Annotated in this window: 11 protein-coding genes; 2 read left to right on the top strand and 9 right to left on the bottom strand. The window is 49.6% G+C overall.

All coding sequences use genetic code 11. The annotated features are described in order from the left end of the window. Window positions 1-58: 58 nt before the first annotated feature. The 4 genes from BN1360_RS09360 to BN1360_RS09345 all read right to left on the bottom strand — a co-directional run bounded on the left by BN1360_RS09360 (window position 59) and on the right by BN1360_RS09345 (window position 6,323). The gene (locus tag BN1360_RS09360; RefSeq protein WP_068779610.1) at window positions 59-2,002 is read right to left on the bottom strand and encodes a PTS fructose transporter subunit IIABC; all 1,944 of its coding nucleotides are present in this window, start codon (window positions 2,000-2,002) and stop codon (window positions 59-61) included. Window positions 2,003-2,046: 44 nt separating this feature from the next. Beyond that, window positions 2,047-2,958, bottom strand: coding sequence for a 1-phosphofructokinase (gene pfkB / locus BN1360_RS09355; protein WP_068779609.1), 912 nt, complete (start codon window positions 2,956-2,958; stop codon window positions 2,047-2,049). Then, window positions 2,955-3,710: a DeoR/GlpR family DNA-binding transcription regulator gene (locus BN1360_RS09350; RefSeq protein ID WP_068779608.1), complete on the bottom strand. Its 756-nt coding sequence runs from the start codon at window positions 3,708-3,710 to the stop codon at window positions 2,955-2,957. The genes pfkB and BN1360_RS09350 overlap by 4 nt, the downstream gene beginning before the upstream one ends. A 1,212-nt stretch (window positions 3,711-4,922) precedes the next feature. Next, complete coding sequence (locus BN1360_RS09345) at window positions 4,923-6,323, bottom strand: MATE family efflux transporter (RefSeq protein ID WP_068779607.1); 1,401 nt, start codon at window positions 6,321-6,323, stop codon at window positions 4,923-4,925. 163 nt (window positions 6,324-6,486) lie between these two features. Here BN1360_RS09345 and BN1360_RS09340 point away from each other — a divergent pair, with 163 nt between their 5' ends. Continuing rightward, on the top strand, window positions 6,487-7,392 hold the full coding sequence (locus BN1360_RS09340; protein WP_068779606.1) for an AraC family transcriptional regulator: 906 nt from the start codon (window positions 6,487-6,489) through the stop codon (window positions 7,390-7,392). 121 nt (window positions 7,393-7,513) lie between these two features. After that, entirely contained in the window at window positions 7,514-8,365 is an 852-nt protein-coding gene (locus BN1360_RS09335) for a DegV family protein (protein WP_324254258.1), read from the top strand. Window positions 8,366-8,456: 91 nt separating this feature from the next. Here BN1360_RS09335 and BN1360_RS09330 read toward each other — a convergent pair whose 3' ends face one another. The 5 genes from BN1360_RS09330 to BN1360_RS09310 all read right to left on the bottom strand — a co-directional run bounded on the left by BN1360_RS09330 (window position 8,457) and on the right by BN1360_RS09310 (window position 14,390). After that, window positions 8,457-9,494 (bottom strand): phosphodiester glycosidase family protein, encoded by a 1,038-nt coding sequence (locus BN1360_RS09330; RefSeq protein WP_229520956.1) that lies wholly within the window; start codon window positions 9,492-9,494, stop codon window positions 8,457-8,459. Window positions 9,495-9,816: 322 nt separating this feature from the next. Next, window positions 9,817-10,302 carry a low molecular weight protein-tyrosine-phosphatase gene (locus BN1360_RS09325; protein ID WP_267490882.1) on the bottom strand — a complete coding sequence of 162 codons (486 nt, stop codon included), beginning with the start codon at window positions 10,300-10,302 and terminating at the stop codon, window positions 9,817-9,819. Window positions 10,303-10,325: 23 nt separating this feature from the next. Then, window positions 10,326-12,002, bottom strand: a complete 1,677-nt coding sequence (locus BN1360_RS09320) for a DUF4091 domain-containing protein (protein ID WP_068779603.1) — start codon at window positions 12,000-12,002, stop codon at window positions 10,326-10,328. 200 nt (window positions 12,003-12,202) lie between these two features. Next, complete coding sequence (locus BN1360_RS09315; RefSeq protein WP_068779602.1) at window positions 12,203-13,492, bottom strand: ABC transporter permease; 1,290 nt, start codon at window positions 13,490-13,492, stop codon at window positions 12,203-12,205. Then, window positions 13,485-14,390, bottom strand: a complete 906-nt coding sequence (locus BN1360_RS09310; RefSeq protein ID WP_068779601.1) for an ABC transporter ATP-binding protein — start codon at window positions 14,388-14,390, stop codon at window positions 13,485-13,487. Before BN1360_RS09310 ends, BN1360_RS09315 begins: the two co-directional genes overlap by 8 nt. Window positions 14,391-14,437 lie beyond the last annotated feature (47 nt).

Below are 14,437 nucleotides of genomic sequence, written 5' to 3'. Positions count from 1 at the left end.
ATGACGCTGCTGCGCGAACGGCTCTCCAATGAATCCATACCTATCTGTCTAATTAAGCTTAAGCTCTATCCGCCATTGGCTTCTTCCAAATACCGAGCACCAGGGCTGAGATCACCGAACCAATCGCTACTGCAAGCAGGAACAACAGCGCATGATTGGCCAGTGCAGCAACGAAGATTCCGCCGTGTGGAGCCGGGATATTAATCTTCCATAGCTGGGTAAGCCCGCCGGCCACCGCTGAACCGAGGATACAGGAAGTCAGGACACGAAGCGGATCAGCTGCCGCGAACGGAATCGCTCCCTCGGTAATAAAGGACAGCCCCAGCACATAGTTGGTCAAGCCAGACTTCCGTTCGTCTTCTGTGAATTTGTTCTTGAAGAAGGTGCTGGCCAGCGCAATCGCCAGCGGAGGAACCATCCCTCCGGCCATGACAGCCGCCATCATCAGTCCGTTTGTGTTGCCGCTGGATGCGAATACCCCGATAGCAAAGGTATATGCAGCTTTGTTGAATGGACCGCCCATATCTATCGCCATCATCCCGCCGAGTACAAGCCCCAGCAGAACCGCGTTGGCCGTCCCCAGATTATTTAATCCGGATACCAGCCATGTATTAATCGAGCTGAAGACAGGATCGAAGATAAAGTACATAATTGAGCCAGCGATCAGCAGCCCAAATACCGGATAGAGCAAAATTGGCTTAAGCCCTTCCAGCGATTTCGGTAATCCGGCGAACAGCTTGCGCAGCCCAATCACGATATAACCGGCCATGAAACCAGCGGCCAGACCACCAAGGAAACCTGCGTTCGAATTGACCGCCATCAAGCCGCCAACCATCCCTGGCATGAGCGCTGGACGATCCCCGATGCTCATGGCGATAAATCCGGCCAGAATCGGAATCAGGAAGTGGAAGGCCCCATCTCCCCCGATCGTCATTAGCAACTTGTACAGTGGATGATCCGGTCCGCCCACCTGTTCGAACAGGAAGGAGATAGCGATTAGTATCCCGCCGCCTACGACAAACGGCAGCATATGCGAAATACCGTTCATTAAGTCCTTGTAAATTTTGCTGCCAACGCTTTTCTTTTCTTCCCGCTCTGGTTCCTCAGCGGCTTTATTGCCGCCATGGTAGATCGGTGCATCGCCCTGGAGCGCTTTTTGAATCAGCTCCTTAGGTTTGCGGATACCGTCGCTAACGGGTCTTATGAGCACGGGTTTCCCATCAAATCTGGCCATCTCGACGTTTTTATCCGCAGCGACAATTACCCCGCTGGCCCGGCGGATTTCATCCGGAGTTAATACATTTTTGGCTCCTTCCGAGCCGTTCGTCTCCACCCGGATAGTTACGCCCATCTCCTTGGCCATCTTTATTAGAGCATCCTCAGCCATATACGTGTGGGCGATCCCCGTTGGGCAAGCGGTTACAGCTACAACCAAAGCTTCAGATTCCGCTGTTTCGGAAGAGGTCTCCTGCGCCACCGGATGGGTCTTCTCCCGACCCTCGCTATGCCCGGCTTCCTTGCTTCTGCTTTGCGCCTCTTCGTCGCCCTCAGCCTGCTTGGTGTCAAACAATGCCGTCACTTCATCAGGTGTTCTCGTGTTCATTAATTGGTCGATGAATTCGCTATCAATTAACAGCTTAGACAGCGTAGCCAGCGTGCGAAGATGCATATTGCCCGCCCCTTCCGGAACGGCAATCATAAAGAAGATTGTGGCTGGCTCTCCATCGATAGAATCGAATTCCACTCCTTTGGAGCTTTTGGCAAATACAACAGTCGCTTCGTTAACCACATTTGTCTTCGCATGGGGCATGGCAATTCCCCCACCGATCCCCGTACTCGCTTCTGCTTCACGTTTCAGAATCTTTTCCTTGAACAGCACTGGGTCGGAGATTCGATTATGCTTATACAGGCTTGCGATCAGCTCATCGATTGCCGCATCCTTCGTCTGCGCCTGTAAATCCATGATCATCGTCTCTTTGATCAACAAATCGGTTATTTTCATGGTTAACACCCCTTTAGTTATTCGTTTACCCAACCAGCCTGAATCTATCGGTTATTAATAACGACCTGCGGCAGCAGTTGATTGATTTGATCTCTGGTGGCAAGATCATCCGCAAATGCCGTAGCGCTGCCTGCAGCGACCCCGGTGCGGAATGCTGCGAGCGAATCGCCGGTTTGCACCAGCGTACCTACGAAACCCGCAATCATCGAATCACCGGCTCCCACCGAGTTCTTGACTTGCCCCTTCGGCACCACCGCATGATACACAGCGGACTCGGTGATTAGCAGAGCCCCTTCAGCCGCCATAGAGACGAGGACATTTCTCGCTCCATCCTCCAGCAGCTTGCGTCCATACACGACGATATCCTCCACGGAATTTAGCTCGGTGTCATACAACTCAGCGAGCTCATGGTGATTCGGCTTGACGAGCAGTGGATGATGCTTGAGTGACTGGAGCAGCGCTTCACCAGTCGTATCGATTACAAACTCGGCATCTCTTTGCTTGCTAACCCGAATCAAGCGTTCGTAAAAATCCTCACCGAGCGATGGCGGAACGCTGCCCGACAGGATCACGATGTCATCCTTTTGCAAGGCGGATAACTTCTGTAGCAGCTGCTCCGCCTCCGCTTCGCTAATGTCCGGCCCGAGGCCGTTAATCTCCGTCTCTTCGCCATGCTTCAGCTTGATATTAATCCGCGTATCGCTTGCTATTGTTACAAAGTCGGTCGACATGCGCTCTTCCTGCAATCTATCGTTCACGTACCGGCCAGTGAATCCTCCAAGGAAGCCAAGCGCCGTGTTCTCGGCACCAAGCTGGTTCAATACGCGTGACACGTTAATTCCCTTTCCCCCCGGAAGCTTCAAATCCCGCTTCATCCGGCTAAGGCCGCCTATGTTAAGCTCGTCAACCTCTACGATGTAGTCCACAGACGGGTTAAGCGTTATTGTATATATCATGATGCTGATCCCTCGATTATTTTTGTTTTATGTGCGATGCCCTTCCGCAGATGGGGAGGTACGCTATCTGTAATCAGGATCGCCTCGTTCAGATCCAGCAGCTTGGCGAAAGTGACCTCGCCGATCTTACTGGAATCCGCTAGAACATAGGTTTGACCCGATAACTGATGAGCCCGCCGCTTGATAAGCGCTTCCTCAGGGTCCGGGGTGGTATATCCCAGCTCCAGATCAACTCCGTTCGTCCCAAGGAAGCATCGGTCGAATCGGAAATTATCCATGTTCTGCAAGGCAATGCTACCGATGACAGCCTTGGTATGAATCTTCATCATTCCGCCAAGCAAATAACTGCGGATTCGTTGGTTAACCAGAGCTTCGACATGGGACAGTCCGTTAGTCACAACCGTCACATTCTCCGCTTCAATATATGAGATCATCGCTAGAGTAGTAGTTCCCGCATCTAAATAAATACATTCATTATCCCGAATTTCGCGAGCGGCAAGGCGAGCGATAGCATCCTTTTCTTGAATGTTTTTGGATGTTTTCTCATCCATCCCCGGCTCCTGACTCCTCTGATTCAGCAAGCTGGCTCCGCCGTGAATTCGCTTCAGCAGATGGCGGCTCTCCAGATCGACCAAATCCCGACGGATCGTCGATTCCGAAGCTCCGATAGCTTCAATAAGCTCCTGCAGCTTAACAACACCTTGACTTTGCAAGCGCTCTAATATTAGGTTGTATCGCTCTTCTGTCAACATAGCCATCCCTCCATCTGTTCTTATCATAGCACATAGCGCTCATAAATCAATCATTTTCTTTCACAAACATTCATATTCATCCAAACTCATTTACCCTTTACTCCCCACGACCGAACTATACCCGCCAAGTTGCGTTTCAAAACACAAATATGCTTACTATCCGATCCCCACATTGTAAAGAAACTGATGATCGTTATTTACGCCAAAAGGCGATTCCAAACTCTAACGAAACTGGGCATCGCTATTTACACCAAAAAGGGCGATCCACAATTCTAACGAAACTGGGCATCGCTATTTACACCAAAAAGGGCGATTCACAATTCTAACGAAACTGGGCATCGCTATTGTAGCAAATAAGGGGCTAAATAGCGGGTTTTTACCCAAATAGCGTTATGGTGTTTCGTTAGAGTTCGATACCCCTCATTTTTGTGTAAATAACGATATGGTGTTTCGTTAGAGTTTGCGGGAGTTTGCGGGAGTTCCACAGTGAGTTCTATTAGAGTTCCCTCGGGAGTCCCCGCAAAAAGTTTGACCAGAGTTTCGTAAGACTTCCTCGCCCTTTTCCAATAGTCCGATTATCGCTTTTTTCAACAGTTTCGATTATCGCAGGAGCTTACCCGCTCGCCCAAATTGTTATGTTGCCAAAATCCCAGCACTATTGTATCTTTTCACGAAGAAGTATAGGAACTGTACACTATATAAAAAAAGAAACCCTCGTCTAAAAGACAGGGTTCCTATAGTTGCGGCAAAGTGAGCGAATCAGAAATCTAACGAAACTGGGGATCGCTATTTACGCCAAAAAGGGCGATTCACAATTCTAACGAAACTGGGGATCGCTATTGTAGCAAATAAGGGGCTAAATAGCGGGTTTTTACCCAAATAGCGTTATGGTGTTTCGTTAGATTTCCATACCCCTTATTTTTGTGTAAATAGCGATACGGTGTTTCGTTAGAGTTTGCGGGAGTTTGCAGGAGTTCCCACATGAGTTCTACTAGAGTTCTACTAGAGCTCTACTAGAGTTCTAGTAGAGTCCCCACGGGAGTCCCCACAAAAGTTTCACCAGAGTTTCGTAAGACTTTCTTGCCCTTTTTCAACAGTCTGATTATCCTAGGAGTTTACCACACTATTGCCCTTTTCAACAGTTCGATTATCGCAGGGGTTTACCCGCTCGCTCAAATCGCTATGTTGGCGAAATTTCAGGTTCCAGGACAATTACAGCGCCAAGCGGACCTCGGCCGCGCATTGCTCCCCCTGTTCTCTTTGTATCTCTTCTTCTTTCTTGCGCAAATATTTACGCCCTCTCCAGCGGAAGTAGGAGAATACCCCGCGGATATACTCATCCGCAATCATGCATGAATAGATAGCGATGATCCCCCAGCCTAACGATACCCCCAGCAGGTAGGAGCAGCCCGTCGCTACCACCCACATGAAGATCAGGGAGATCTTCATCGTATAACGCGTATCCCCTACGGCGTTAAGCGAGTTGCCGAGCGCCATATTGACCATTTTCCCCGGCTGAAGCATAAGGTTCATCCACAGCAATACGGCACAAAGCGCCAATATATCGGTATCCTGTGTGAACAAACCAAGCACATGCCTGCCGAAGACGACGAGAATGAATGCATTCACTGCCACCAGCGGCAACCCAACGGCCAGCACTTTATAGGCAGCCCGGTAGGCTTCTCCCGTCTTCCCGGCCCCATACAAATGAGCGATCTGAATCTGTGCAGCCAGTGCGAGAGAGAAACCAAGCAGGAAGCAGAACGATTCCAGCGTATTCATATAGGTTCTGGCCGCCAGCTCCGTCGAGCCGAGCATTGCCAGGAAGGAGAAGATCGCCAATTGCGAAAATACCCAATTCGCTGAATTGATGCCGAGCGGCCAGCCGATCTGCAGCACTTCCTTGAACAACCTGCGGTCAAAGAGGCGGAAATCGCTGAATTTAATCTTGCGCTCGAACGAGCCTAGAAAGATGACGAACAGGACGACCGTAGCGATCAGGCGGCTGGTCACCGTCGAGATTGCAACCCCGGTAAGCCCCAATTGCGGGAAGCCATATGCGCCAAAAATAAAGCCGTAATTCATCACAATATGAATCACATTCATGCCGACGGCGATGATCATCGGTCCTTTCGTATTTCCCGTATTGCGGATCGCCGTACCCAATACGGCAATAGCAGCGATAAGAATCATGCCCCCGCCAACGATAGGGATGTAGGTATCCGCCAAGGGCAGCAGTTCATCCGGAAGCTGCAGCATTTTGGCAATCGGACGTGAAAAAGCAATTAACAATACGCTTAACGCCAGCCCGATCGCGATGGTTACTTTAAAAGAGATAATCCCGACCGTTCGGGCATCCTCCTGCAGGCGGGAGCCAATCTTCTGAGCAATCACAATCCCCGCCCCGCTGGCTACCGTTGCAAACAACGTCGTAAGCGCATTAAATAGCTGATTGGAGAAACCGACAACGGCTACCGCATTATCAGATATCCGGCTCACCATCAGGGTATCGACGGAGCCGAGCAAAAATTGCAGGAATTGTTCAATAAATATAGGCCAAGCGAGCAGCCAGAGGTTAAATTTATTGCTCTCGTTGGTCTTGGATTTCTTCATTATTACAACCTCCTGAAGAACGGAGACGATGCTACGCTCCTGCTCTTATTAAACTTATTGACATGAATCACATTATAGATGCATTATTAGAAATAATGTATCAAATAATCAACTCAATCTTTCATAATTCAAACCTATATTTAGCGCTCCTGGAGGTGGATATATGTCTCAAATTATCGAAATAACCGCTCCCCCGCTGCCGCAATATATTATTAGCGGATCGACGCATATGTCATATGGCGGCAAACACCTCAGCCGCAAAAATATCGGCGTATTTGATCTGCTTGTCGTCTCCCAAGGCTGCCTCTACGTGGGCGAAGAGAAGCAAAATTACGAAGTCTCCGCAGGCCACGCCCTCATCCTTCGCCCGGATTGCTACCATTTCGGTTTCTCAGGCTGCCAGGAAGAGACGGTTCATCATTGGCTTCATTTCCAGGTATCCGGGAACTGGCGTGTCATCGAGCTGTCGGAATACTGCAAGCAGCATTTGGCTCAGGAAGGCGAAGACGGAGCGTATATGTCGCTGCATCCCTTCACCACAACGCCCTTCACGCTGGCTGTGCCGCAGTTCACCTATCTTCCCCAGCTACAGAAAATGATCGACACCATCGATGAATTAACAGAGATGAACCGGGCATCTCATCATAGCAGTGTACGGCTGAAGCAGCAGGCCTTGTTCCAGGATGTCATCGGTCTGCTCGCCGCGTCTCTGGAGACCGCTGCCCCCTCCCCAGGTTCAGTCTGCGCGGAGAAGGCAGCCGCTTATTTGCGTGAGCATTTCCGTGAACCCTTCTCCGCCAAAAAACTCGGTGAGAGCATTAATTTTCATCCCGTCTATATTGCCAGGTGCATGCAGAAGGTATTCGGATGCTCGCCGGCCGCATATATGCTGCTGATCCGGATCGAGCACTCCAAGCTGCTGCTCGTTCAGACCGATATGCCCATTGAACGGATCGCAGAAGAAGTTGGCTTCAACCATGCGGCCTATTTCACCGCTTGCTTCACCAAGCAGGAGGGCTTGTCCCCGCGCAGGTTCCGCCAACATTTTGCCTGGAACAGGGAATCCTGATTTAGGCCATAGCCGTAGGAGTAATTACCAACGGTATACTTTTTGCTTCTGTCCCGCTTCTCCTCTATAATGCAGATAAAGAACCAATTACACCAACACTGGAGGAAATGCATTGACACAAGTGAAAATTTTCGCGGACAGTATCTCCGATATCCCACAATCCTGGATCGACCAATATGACATCGGGATTGTACCGCTGTATGTAGTGTTTGGCGAGACTGCCTATAAAGACAGACTTGAGATCACTACCAACGACATCTACAAAAGAGTCGAGGCGACTGGAGAATTGCCCCGTACTTCTGCCCCGTCTCCTGCGGATTTCATAGCGGCCTTCTCCCCATGGATCGAGCAACAAAATCAAATTGTGTTCATCAGTATGTCATCCAAGCTCTCATCAACTTACCAGAGCGCTATGATCGCCGCAGCCGAGCTACCGGAAGGCAGTGTACATGTCGTTGATTCACTGAACGTGTCAGGGGGCATCGCCCTGCTGGTGATGAGGGCTGTCATGGCAGCCAAGGCAGGCATGAAGGCAGAGCAGATCGCCTCCATGCTCCATGAGGAGCGGGATCAGGTAGAAATTGAAGTGCTTGTCGATACGCTCGATTACCTGCATAAAGGAGGCCGTGTCTCCAATCTGCAGCATATGATCGGGAGCCTGCTCAAGATTCGCCCTATTTTGCGGATTAAAGAAGGCGTCGTCATCTCGGCTGATAAATACCGTGGCAAGACGGAAAAAGCCGTCGAACGCATGCTGCATCACCTCACGGAGAACTTCCACAAGATCGACCGCGATCTGATCATCGTGGCGCAGACGCTTGCGGACAAGACTGCGGAATATATCAAGACAGCATTGCTGGAGCGGACAGCTGTCAAAGAGGTTGAGATTATTGAAGGCGGCTGCGCGATTTCCTGTCATTGCGGACCACGCACCGTCGCTATCATGTATAAGAAAAAACAGCTATCCTACTAAATCATAATTTTTGCAGATTACTGCTCATCATAGAACGAAAAAATGGCCATCTTCCAGGCGCAGGGCGCTTGGAAGATGGCCATTTATAATGCTATTTTTTGCCCGGGTCGATATCCTGCGGGCGCAAGCCCTCCCAGATATTCGGAATGTTCACTTGCTCCGGATGCTCAAATACGAGGAATGCGGTTGGCAAATAACGTTCGCCATACTCAGATGAAGGCTTGTTGACAATCTCCCCGCCCTTAGTCACTAGCACGGTCGAAGAGCCGCCATCCAAGTTCGCCGCGAGCACTGCGCCGTGATCCAGCATGATCTGCTGTACATCGTAAAGGCTGGCCCCGATGCTGTAACCAGGCTGACGCCCGTCGATAACGACGAACAGGATTGCCCCGTCCTCGCGCTGCCCCATTGCCGTGCGTGGCGCGATGCCCCAGCCTTCCTTCTGACTCTTGATCTGGCCTTTGCCGTTCACGATAATTCGCGGCTGGAAGGTAACAGCCTCCTGGATCCCCATATCCTTCAGTTCATCCAAAGAATATTTGCCGGCCACCATCTTTCCTTGCTTGTCGATCCCAACAATTTGGGTGGAGGATTTCTTGGAATCCAGTCCGTTATAGTATAGCTTGCCTTGCGAGATAACAACACCGATAGGCTTGAAACCATTTCCTTTCCAGTTCGGATCGGCGAAGCCTCCCCCGTTAATTCCCGCAACAGCGCCAGTCCGTTCGACCATACTGGACACTTTCTCACCCTTGCCCCGTTTGGCCGGAACACCAAGCCTGATCTTCGTCGGATCATTGACGGTCACCACATACCCGCGGTATCCAGTACCCGATACCTCCTCGATCTCCATTAACGGCTTTGGCTTCTCTTCCTCTTTATCCCCTGCCCCTGCAGTCCCTGGCTGCGGCTTGATTGTATGTGTATCCTTCTCTTCTCCCATTTCATCAAATTGCTTCTGGTAGGCGGCTACTCTTCGATCCAGCTCCGCCTGTCCAATGAGATATTTGGCCCAGTGCCGATGCTGGGTTGTAATTAAGGTATCTGCCATCAAATAGAGCATTTTATTGCCGGATGGCGTTAAATAGAGCCACACCTCGCCTATCGCAGCCAGCAAGATCAATACCATCAGAAATCTTCCGACCGTATGGAAGAAGCCCTTCTTTTTGCGTTTCCGCTTCTTGGAAGGTTTGCGAGTCGCTGTGGAACTGCCTTTCTTCCCTGCTCCTCCTTGTCTCGTTGTAGAACGGCTAGGCAATGATGATACCGGATCCATAACATTTCCCCTAACTATCCAGATTTGCATACTACTCCAGAGGTCCCTTTTGAACTCTCACTTCTAGTAAACGCTTGGGAGGGGGATAAAGTTTCGTTCTCGCAATAATGCAAGACGCCCCCATCCGTTAAATCAACGGATGAGGGCGAGTCCATAATCTATAGTCCATAGTCCACTAATCCAACTGCGCTTCCTGACGAATGCGTTCCAGCAAAGCCTGGCAACCCCTGCCGATTAATTCGTAGACCTCTTCAAAGTTGCCGGTATAATAGGGGTCCGGCACTTCTTTGTTCATTATACCTGGCACGAGATCAAGCAGCTTGACAATTTGTGCATGCTCGCTCTGCGATAACCGTCTCAAATCCTTCTCATTCTGGACATCCATGGCGACAATGTAATCGAATTCCGAGAAGTCCTCGATTGATACTTGTCTTGCTTTCAGGCCTTCATAAGAAATCCCATACTCATCAAGTATCCCTCTTGTGCCATGATGTGGCGGCTTGCCGATATGCCAATTCCCCGTGCCTGCAGAATCAATCAGAAAGCGATCATCCAACCCCTCAGCAGCCACCCTATGACGAAACACAGCCTCCGCCATCGGCGAACGGCATATGTTGCCGAGACATACAAATAGAACTCCTATTCTCTGTTTTTGCTCCACCTCATCCTCACCTCAACCCGATACTACATGATTGAAGTTGCCGTGACAAGCCTCTCCTGGATCTCCCGATTAATCCGGTTGCGCATATCGATAATATACTGCTCCTTTCTAGGATATTCGGAGAAGGTAATCGGTTCAACCGCAGCCTCCTCGATGATGCTCATCACAAATTCCTTAGAGCTCAAGCTCTCCAGAAGGTTCATCGCCCGGAGGTCATACAGCGCCTCGCGGAATACTTTGAGCCGGATGGAAGTGACCGGGCTTCCCTCTGCTCCCGGGTACACCAGAAAGGCATCGCCGGAAGGGAATCCGCAGCCCGCGTCGGTCACTGCATAAGGATTAATCGCGTGAATGGAAAACTGCGTATACCAGAAGTTGTAGCCCCAATGCAAGAAGCCGGCAATATCAAATTTATAGAGCTGGGTAGCGATGATGCGATTGCGGCGGCTTGGCATAGACATGAAGCGATTGCTTACCTTGTTATGCTGGGCGCAGCAATAATAAGTCCACAAATTCGGCACCTTCGCCTCAATAAACGCATCGATATGATCATTTGCCGGAATAGGGGTCTGGATCAAGCCTTTCTCATAAAACTCATAATCGGATAACGCATCGATCACCTTATATCCCCGCAAATGCGGCTCCATGATCTCACAGGCGCGGCGGTAACTGTCCAATTGCTCCAGGTTCGGCTCATCCGATATATGAAAATAACAGCGCTCCTGAATTCCCCATTCCTCCAAAACCGAGGTCAACTGCGGCAAAAGTGAGCTTAGGAATTTACGGTAAGCATCTCCTCCGGCATCGGTATCCCAACCGAATATAGCCCGTTCTTCCCCAGCAATGCTGGCTATAATCTTTGGAGCGGAAACCGCTCCCCACTGCGTAAACAAATGGGACATCTCGAAATATTCCATCCCCGTTCGCAATGCCATATCTATGAACCTTTTTAATCTCTGAAAATCAAATAAATAATTACCTTCAGCATCGACATGAACCTTAACGAGCTGAACGGCAGGGCGTTCGCCCCCGATCTTTGTATCAAGAGGCGGTGTGAACAAAGGAGTCAGAATCATATTCATCCCGTGCTCGGCCGCTGTCCTCATATAGTCTTCTATCAGTGTCCAATGGGACTCGCTCAATTCCTCCACCCCGTAATGCGTGCTTAGACAATCATAATGGAACCAGCCGGTATGAATTAACGTCTGCTTAGGAAGCACCGCATCGATCAACGAGATGGTATGGCTGACCTCAGCCAGCTTTGTTCCATCTTCATGCAGGAAACGAATGATTATAGCCGCGTCCTGTACTACGGCATCTTCTGCGAACTCCGCTTCCACCCAAATGCTCCGCCACTGTCCCGGCAGCACTTTGATATTGTCGTCCGTCAGCTCCAGCAACGGATCAGGAAATAATCCGGGGTGCTTCGTCAAATAATCCGCATCCGTCTTCGGATAAGCTGGCATTTCGGAAGGTACCACTCCTACCCTGCTCATCTTCACATTGATTCCCGGAGATGGCACTGCCTTAACGTGAAGATATTGTGCCACCTCGGCCTCCTCGGGATCTATGTAGTAAGCGATCTGATACGAATATTTCTCGCCGCGCAATACAGAATCAACCAAGCTACAGGCTGCAAGCGGCTCTTCATGAAGGAACACTTTCTCCAGAGAGGATAGTTTCTTAACCTTGAGGTTCATAGATTCGAACAGCCTCCAGTATGAAGTATTTTCTATCTATCGTTAACCCTAATGGTACTCTCCGATAATCGCAATGTAAACGTTCTATATTGACTTTTCAGGGGCTTCGCCTGCTGCTGCTATGCGAAATAAGGCCTACTCCCCCTTATCGATTAAGAAGGAATAGACCTTAGTTTAATTTACTGCAATCTCAAGGTTTCTTAAATCTTGTAAGCCTTCATCGCCTTGCGAAGCTCCTTGATGGTTGGGCGCTTGCCGTATAGCAATACGCCTGTGCGATAGATCTTCGCAGACAGCCATCCGAAGACATAGATCGCAATGAGCAGCACCACGATAGAGACGGCGATCTCCCAGGCTTTCGGCGTTCCCATTCCGATACGAACGATCATACTGATCGGAGAGAAGAATGGAATGTAATTACATACCTTCATCAAAAGTGAATTTGGCGCACTCATGCTGAAGCTGCCGATATAAAACGCGGCCAACGACAACATCGTGATCGGCATAACCGCTTGACCCAGCTCCTCTGTGCGGCTTACTAACGAGCCAACCGCAGCGAACAGCGTCGCGTACAAGAAATATCCCAAGATGAAATACACCAGCCCAAGAATAAGTACAGATGGATCCAACTGCGAGAAATCAAGCTCATACCCTTCCAAGGATGCGCGATTGTATGGAAGCGATAGATTCGCAGCTATAACTACGGCAAAGACGAGGATTTGCAGCAATCCGATCAAGAACATGCCGATAATTTTACCGAACATTTGCACCAGCGGGGACGTGCTTGTAATCAGTAGCTCCATAATCCGCGAGCTCTTCTCGGCAGTTACCTCGGCCGCTATCATATTCCCGGTCATCATAATCGTCATGAAGAAGAGAATAATGAGCGCGTACATTACAACGAAGTTGGCTGGCGAGAAATCGCGCTCCTTGCCGGATTCTTCTCCATTCTGGGCGCCGCCTTGTGTATTTTCCAGCTTGTGTATATTGATCGATACAGGAGCATTCAATTCAGCCACCTGGGCATCCGATAGCGAGCCTTTGGTAATGAATTCAGTCTTCACACTTTGCAGGGCAGCCTGCAATTCGGTCTGTACTCCGCTGTTGATATTATCATTCTTGGAGACATAATTCACTTCCGGGAAGCTCTCTGCTTCTGACTTGTTGAACTGCAGATAACCGGCGATTTTACCCTCCTCCAGATCCTTGTCCAACGATGTGTCAGCCTGCTCATACTTGGTGAACTTCAGGCCTGACGCGGCAAGACGATCATGGTATTTCTCCAAAGAACCAGCCAGTTCGGGGTAGTCCGAATACACGAGCCCCACTGTCACCGGGCCGCTTTCTTTTCCTGTGAATTTATCAATGAAATAAGGAATATGAATACCGATTGTCAACAATATGGCCAGCACCAGTGTTGTGATCAAAAATGATTTTGTTCTCACCTTATTCATAAACGTGAAGCCTATAACTGTACTAAGCTTATTCATGAACCTCACCAACCTCTCTAATAAAGATCTGATTCAATGTTGGCTCTTTTATCTCGAAATGCTCTACTTCGCTCTCATCCATCGCCTTACGCAAAATGGCCTTCGCTACGGCCACGTCGGATATGCGAATCGAATACCCTCGCTCCTTGCGCTCCACCTTCTCGACTCCATCGATCGCTTCCAGTCCGTTTACTTCACCTGTCGTATAGAGAAGGACCTCTTCACGCGGATAGCGCTTCTTAATTTCGCGCAGATTGCCTTGCAGAACTGTATTGGAGCGATCCAAAATCGTAATATTGCGGCATAGTTCTTCAACATGCTCCATCCGGTGTGTAGAGAATAAAATGCTGGTGCCTTCATCGCGCAATTCTTTGACCGTCGCTTTGAGCAGCTCGACATTAACCGGGTCCAAACCGCTAAAGGCTTCGTCCATAATGACGATTTTGGGTTTATGCACAACCGCGGCAATGAAGCCCATCTTCTGCTGATTCCCTTTGGAGAGTTCTTCAATCCGCTTGTTATAATAATCCGGTACATCAAACCGTTCCAGCCAATAACGAAGACTCTTCTCCGCCTCAGATTCCGACATGCCCCGCAGCTTGGCTAAATATTTAATTTGGTCGCTGACTTTCACTTTAGGGTACAGACCGCGTTCTTCCGGCAAATAACCCATGTTGCTCTGCAGCTCTTTATTGAAGGGCTTGCCATGATACATAATGCTGCCTTCATCAGGATAGATTAGTCCAAGCACCATTCGCATCGTTGTTGTCTTTCCCGCTCCGTTCGCGCCGAGCAGACCGTAGATTTCCCCGGCATCCACTTGCAGCGAGATCTCGTTAACCGCGGTCTTCTCGCCAAATTGCTTTACAACCTTCTCCAGCACTAAAGGTTTTACCATCTTTCGTTATCCCTCGCTTCACTTATTCAAAATTTATACATCTATGG

It is taken from the genome of Paenibacillus sp. GM2, from assembly GCF_900069005.2.
Lineage (GTDB): Bacteria > Bacillota > Bacilli > Paenibacillales > Paenibacillaceae > Fontibacillus.
This window is presented reverse-complemented; position numbering and strand designations above follow the sequence as displayed.

Excerpts from the sequence above, each read along its gene's own strand:
- BN1360_RS09360 (WP_068779610.1), bottom strand. The coding sequence starts at position 2,002 with ATGAAAATAACCGATTTGTTGATCAAAGAGACGATGATCATGGATTTA.
- BN1360_RS09315 (WP_068779602.1), bottom strand. The coding sequence starts at position 13,492 with ATGAATAAGCTTAGTACAGTTATAGGCTTCACGTTTATGAATAAGGTG.
- BN1360_RS09345 (WP_068779607.1), bottom strand. The coding sequence starts at position 6,323 with ATGAAGAAATCCAAGACCAACGAGAGCAATAAATTTAACCTCTGGCTG.
- BN1360_RS09330 (WP_229520956.1), bottom strand. The coding sequence starts at position 9,494 with ATGGTATTGATCTTGCTGGCTGCGATAGGCGAGGTGTGGCTCTATTTA.
- BN1360_RS09340 (WP_068779606.1), top strand. The coding sequence starts at position 6,487 with ATGTCTCAAATTATCGAAATAACCGCTCCCCCGCTGCCGCAATATATT.
- BN1360_RS09320 (WP_068779603.1), bottom strand. The coding sequence starts at position 12,002 with ATGAACCTCAAGGTTAAGAAACTATCCTCTCTGGAGAAAGTGTTCCTT.
- pfkB (WP_068779609.1), bottom strand. The coding sequence starts at position 2,958 with ATGATATATACAATAACGCTTAACCCGTCTGTGGACTACATCGTAGAG.
- BN1360_RS09310 (WP_068779601.1), bottom strand. The coding sequence starts at position 14,390 with ATGGTAAAACCTTTAGTGCTGGAGAAGGTTGTAAAGCAATTTGGCGAG.
- BN1360_RS09350 (WP_068779608.1), bottom strand. The coding sequence starts at position 3,710 with ATGTTGACAGAAGAGCGATACAACCTAATATTAGAGCGCTTGCAAAGT.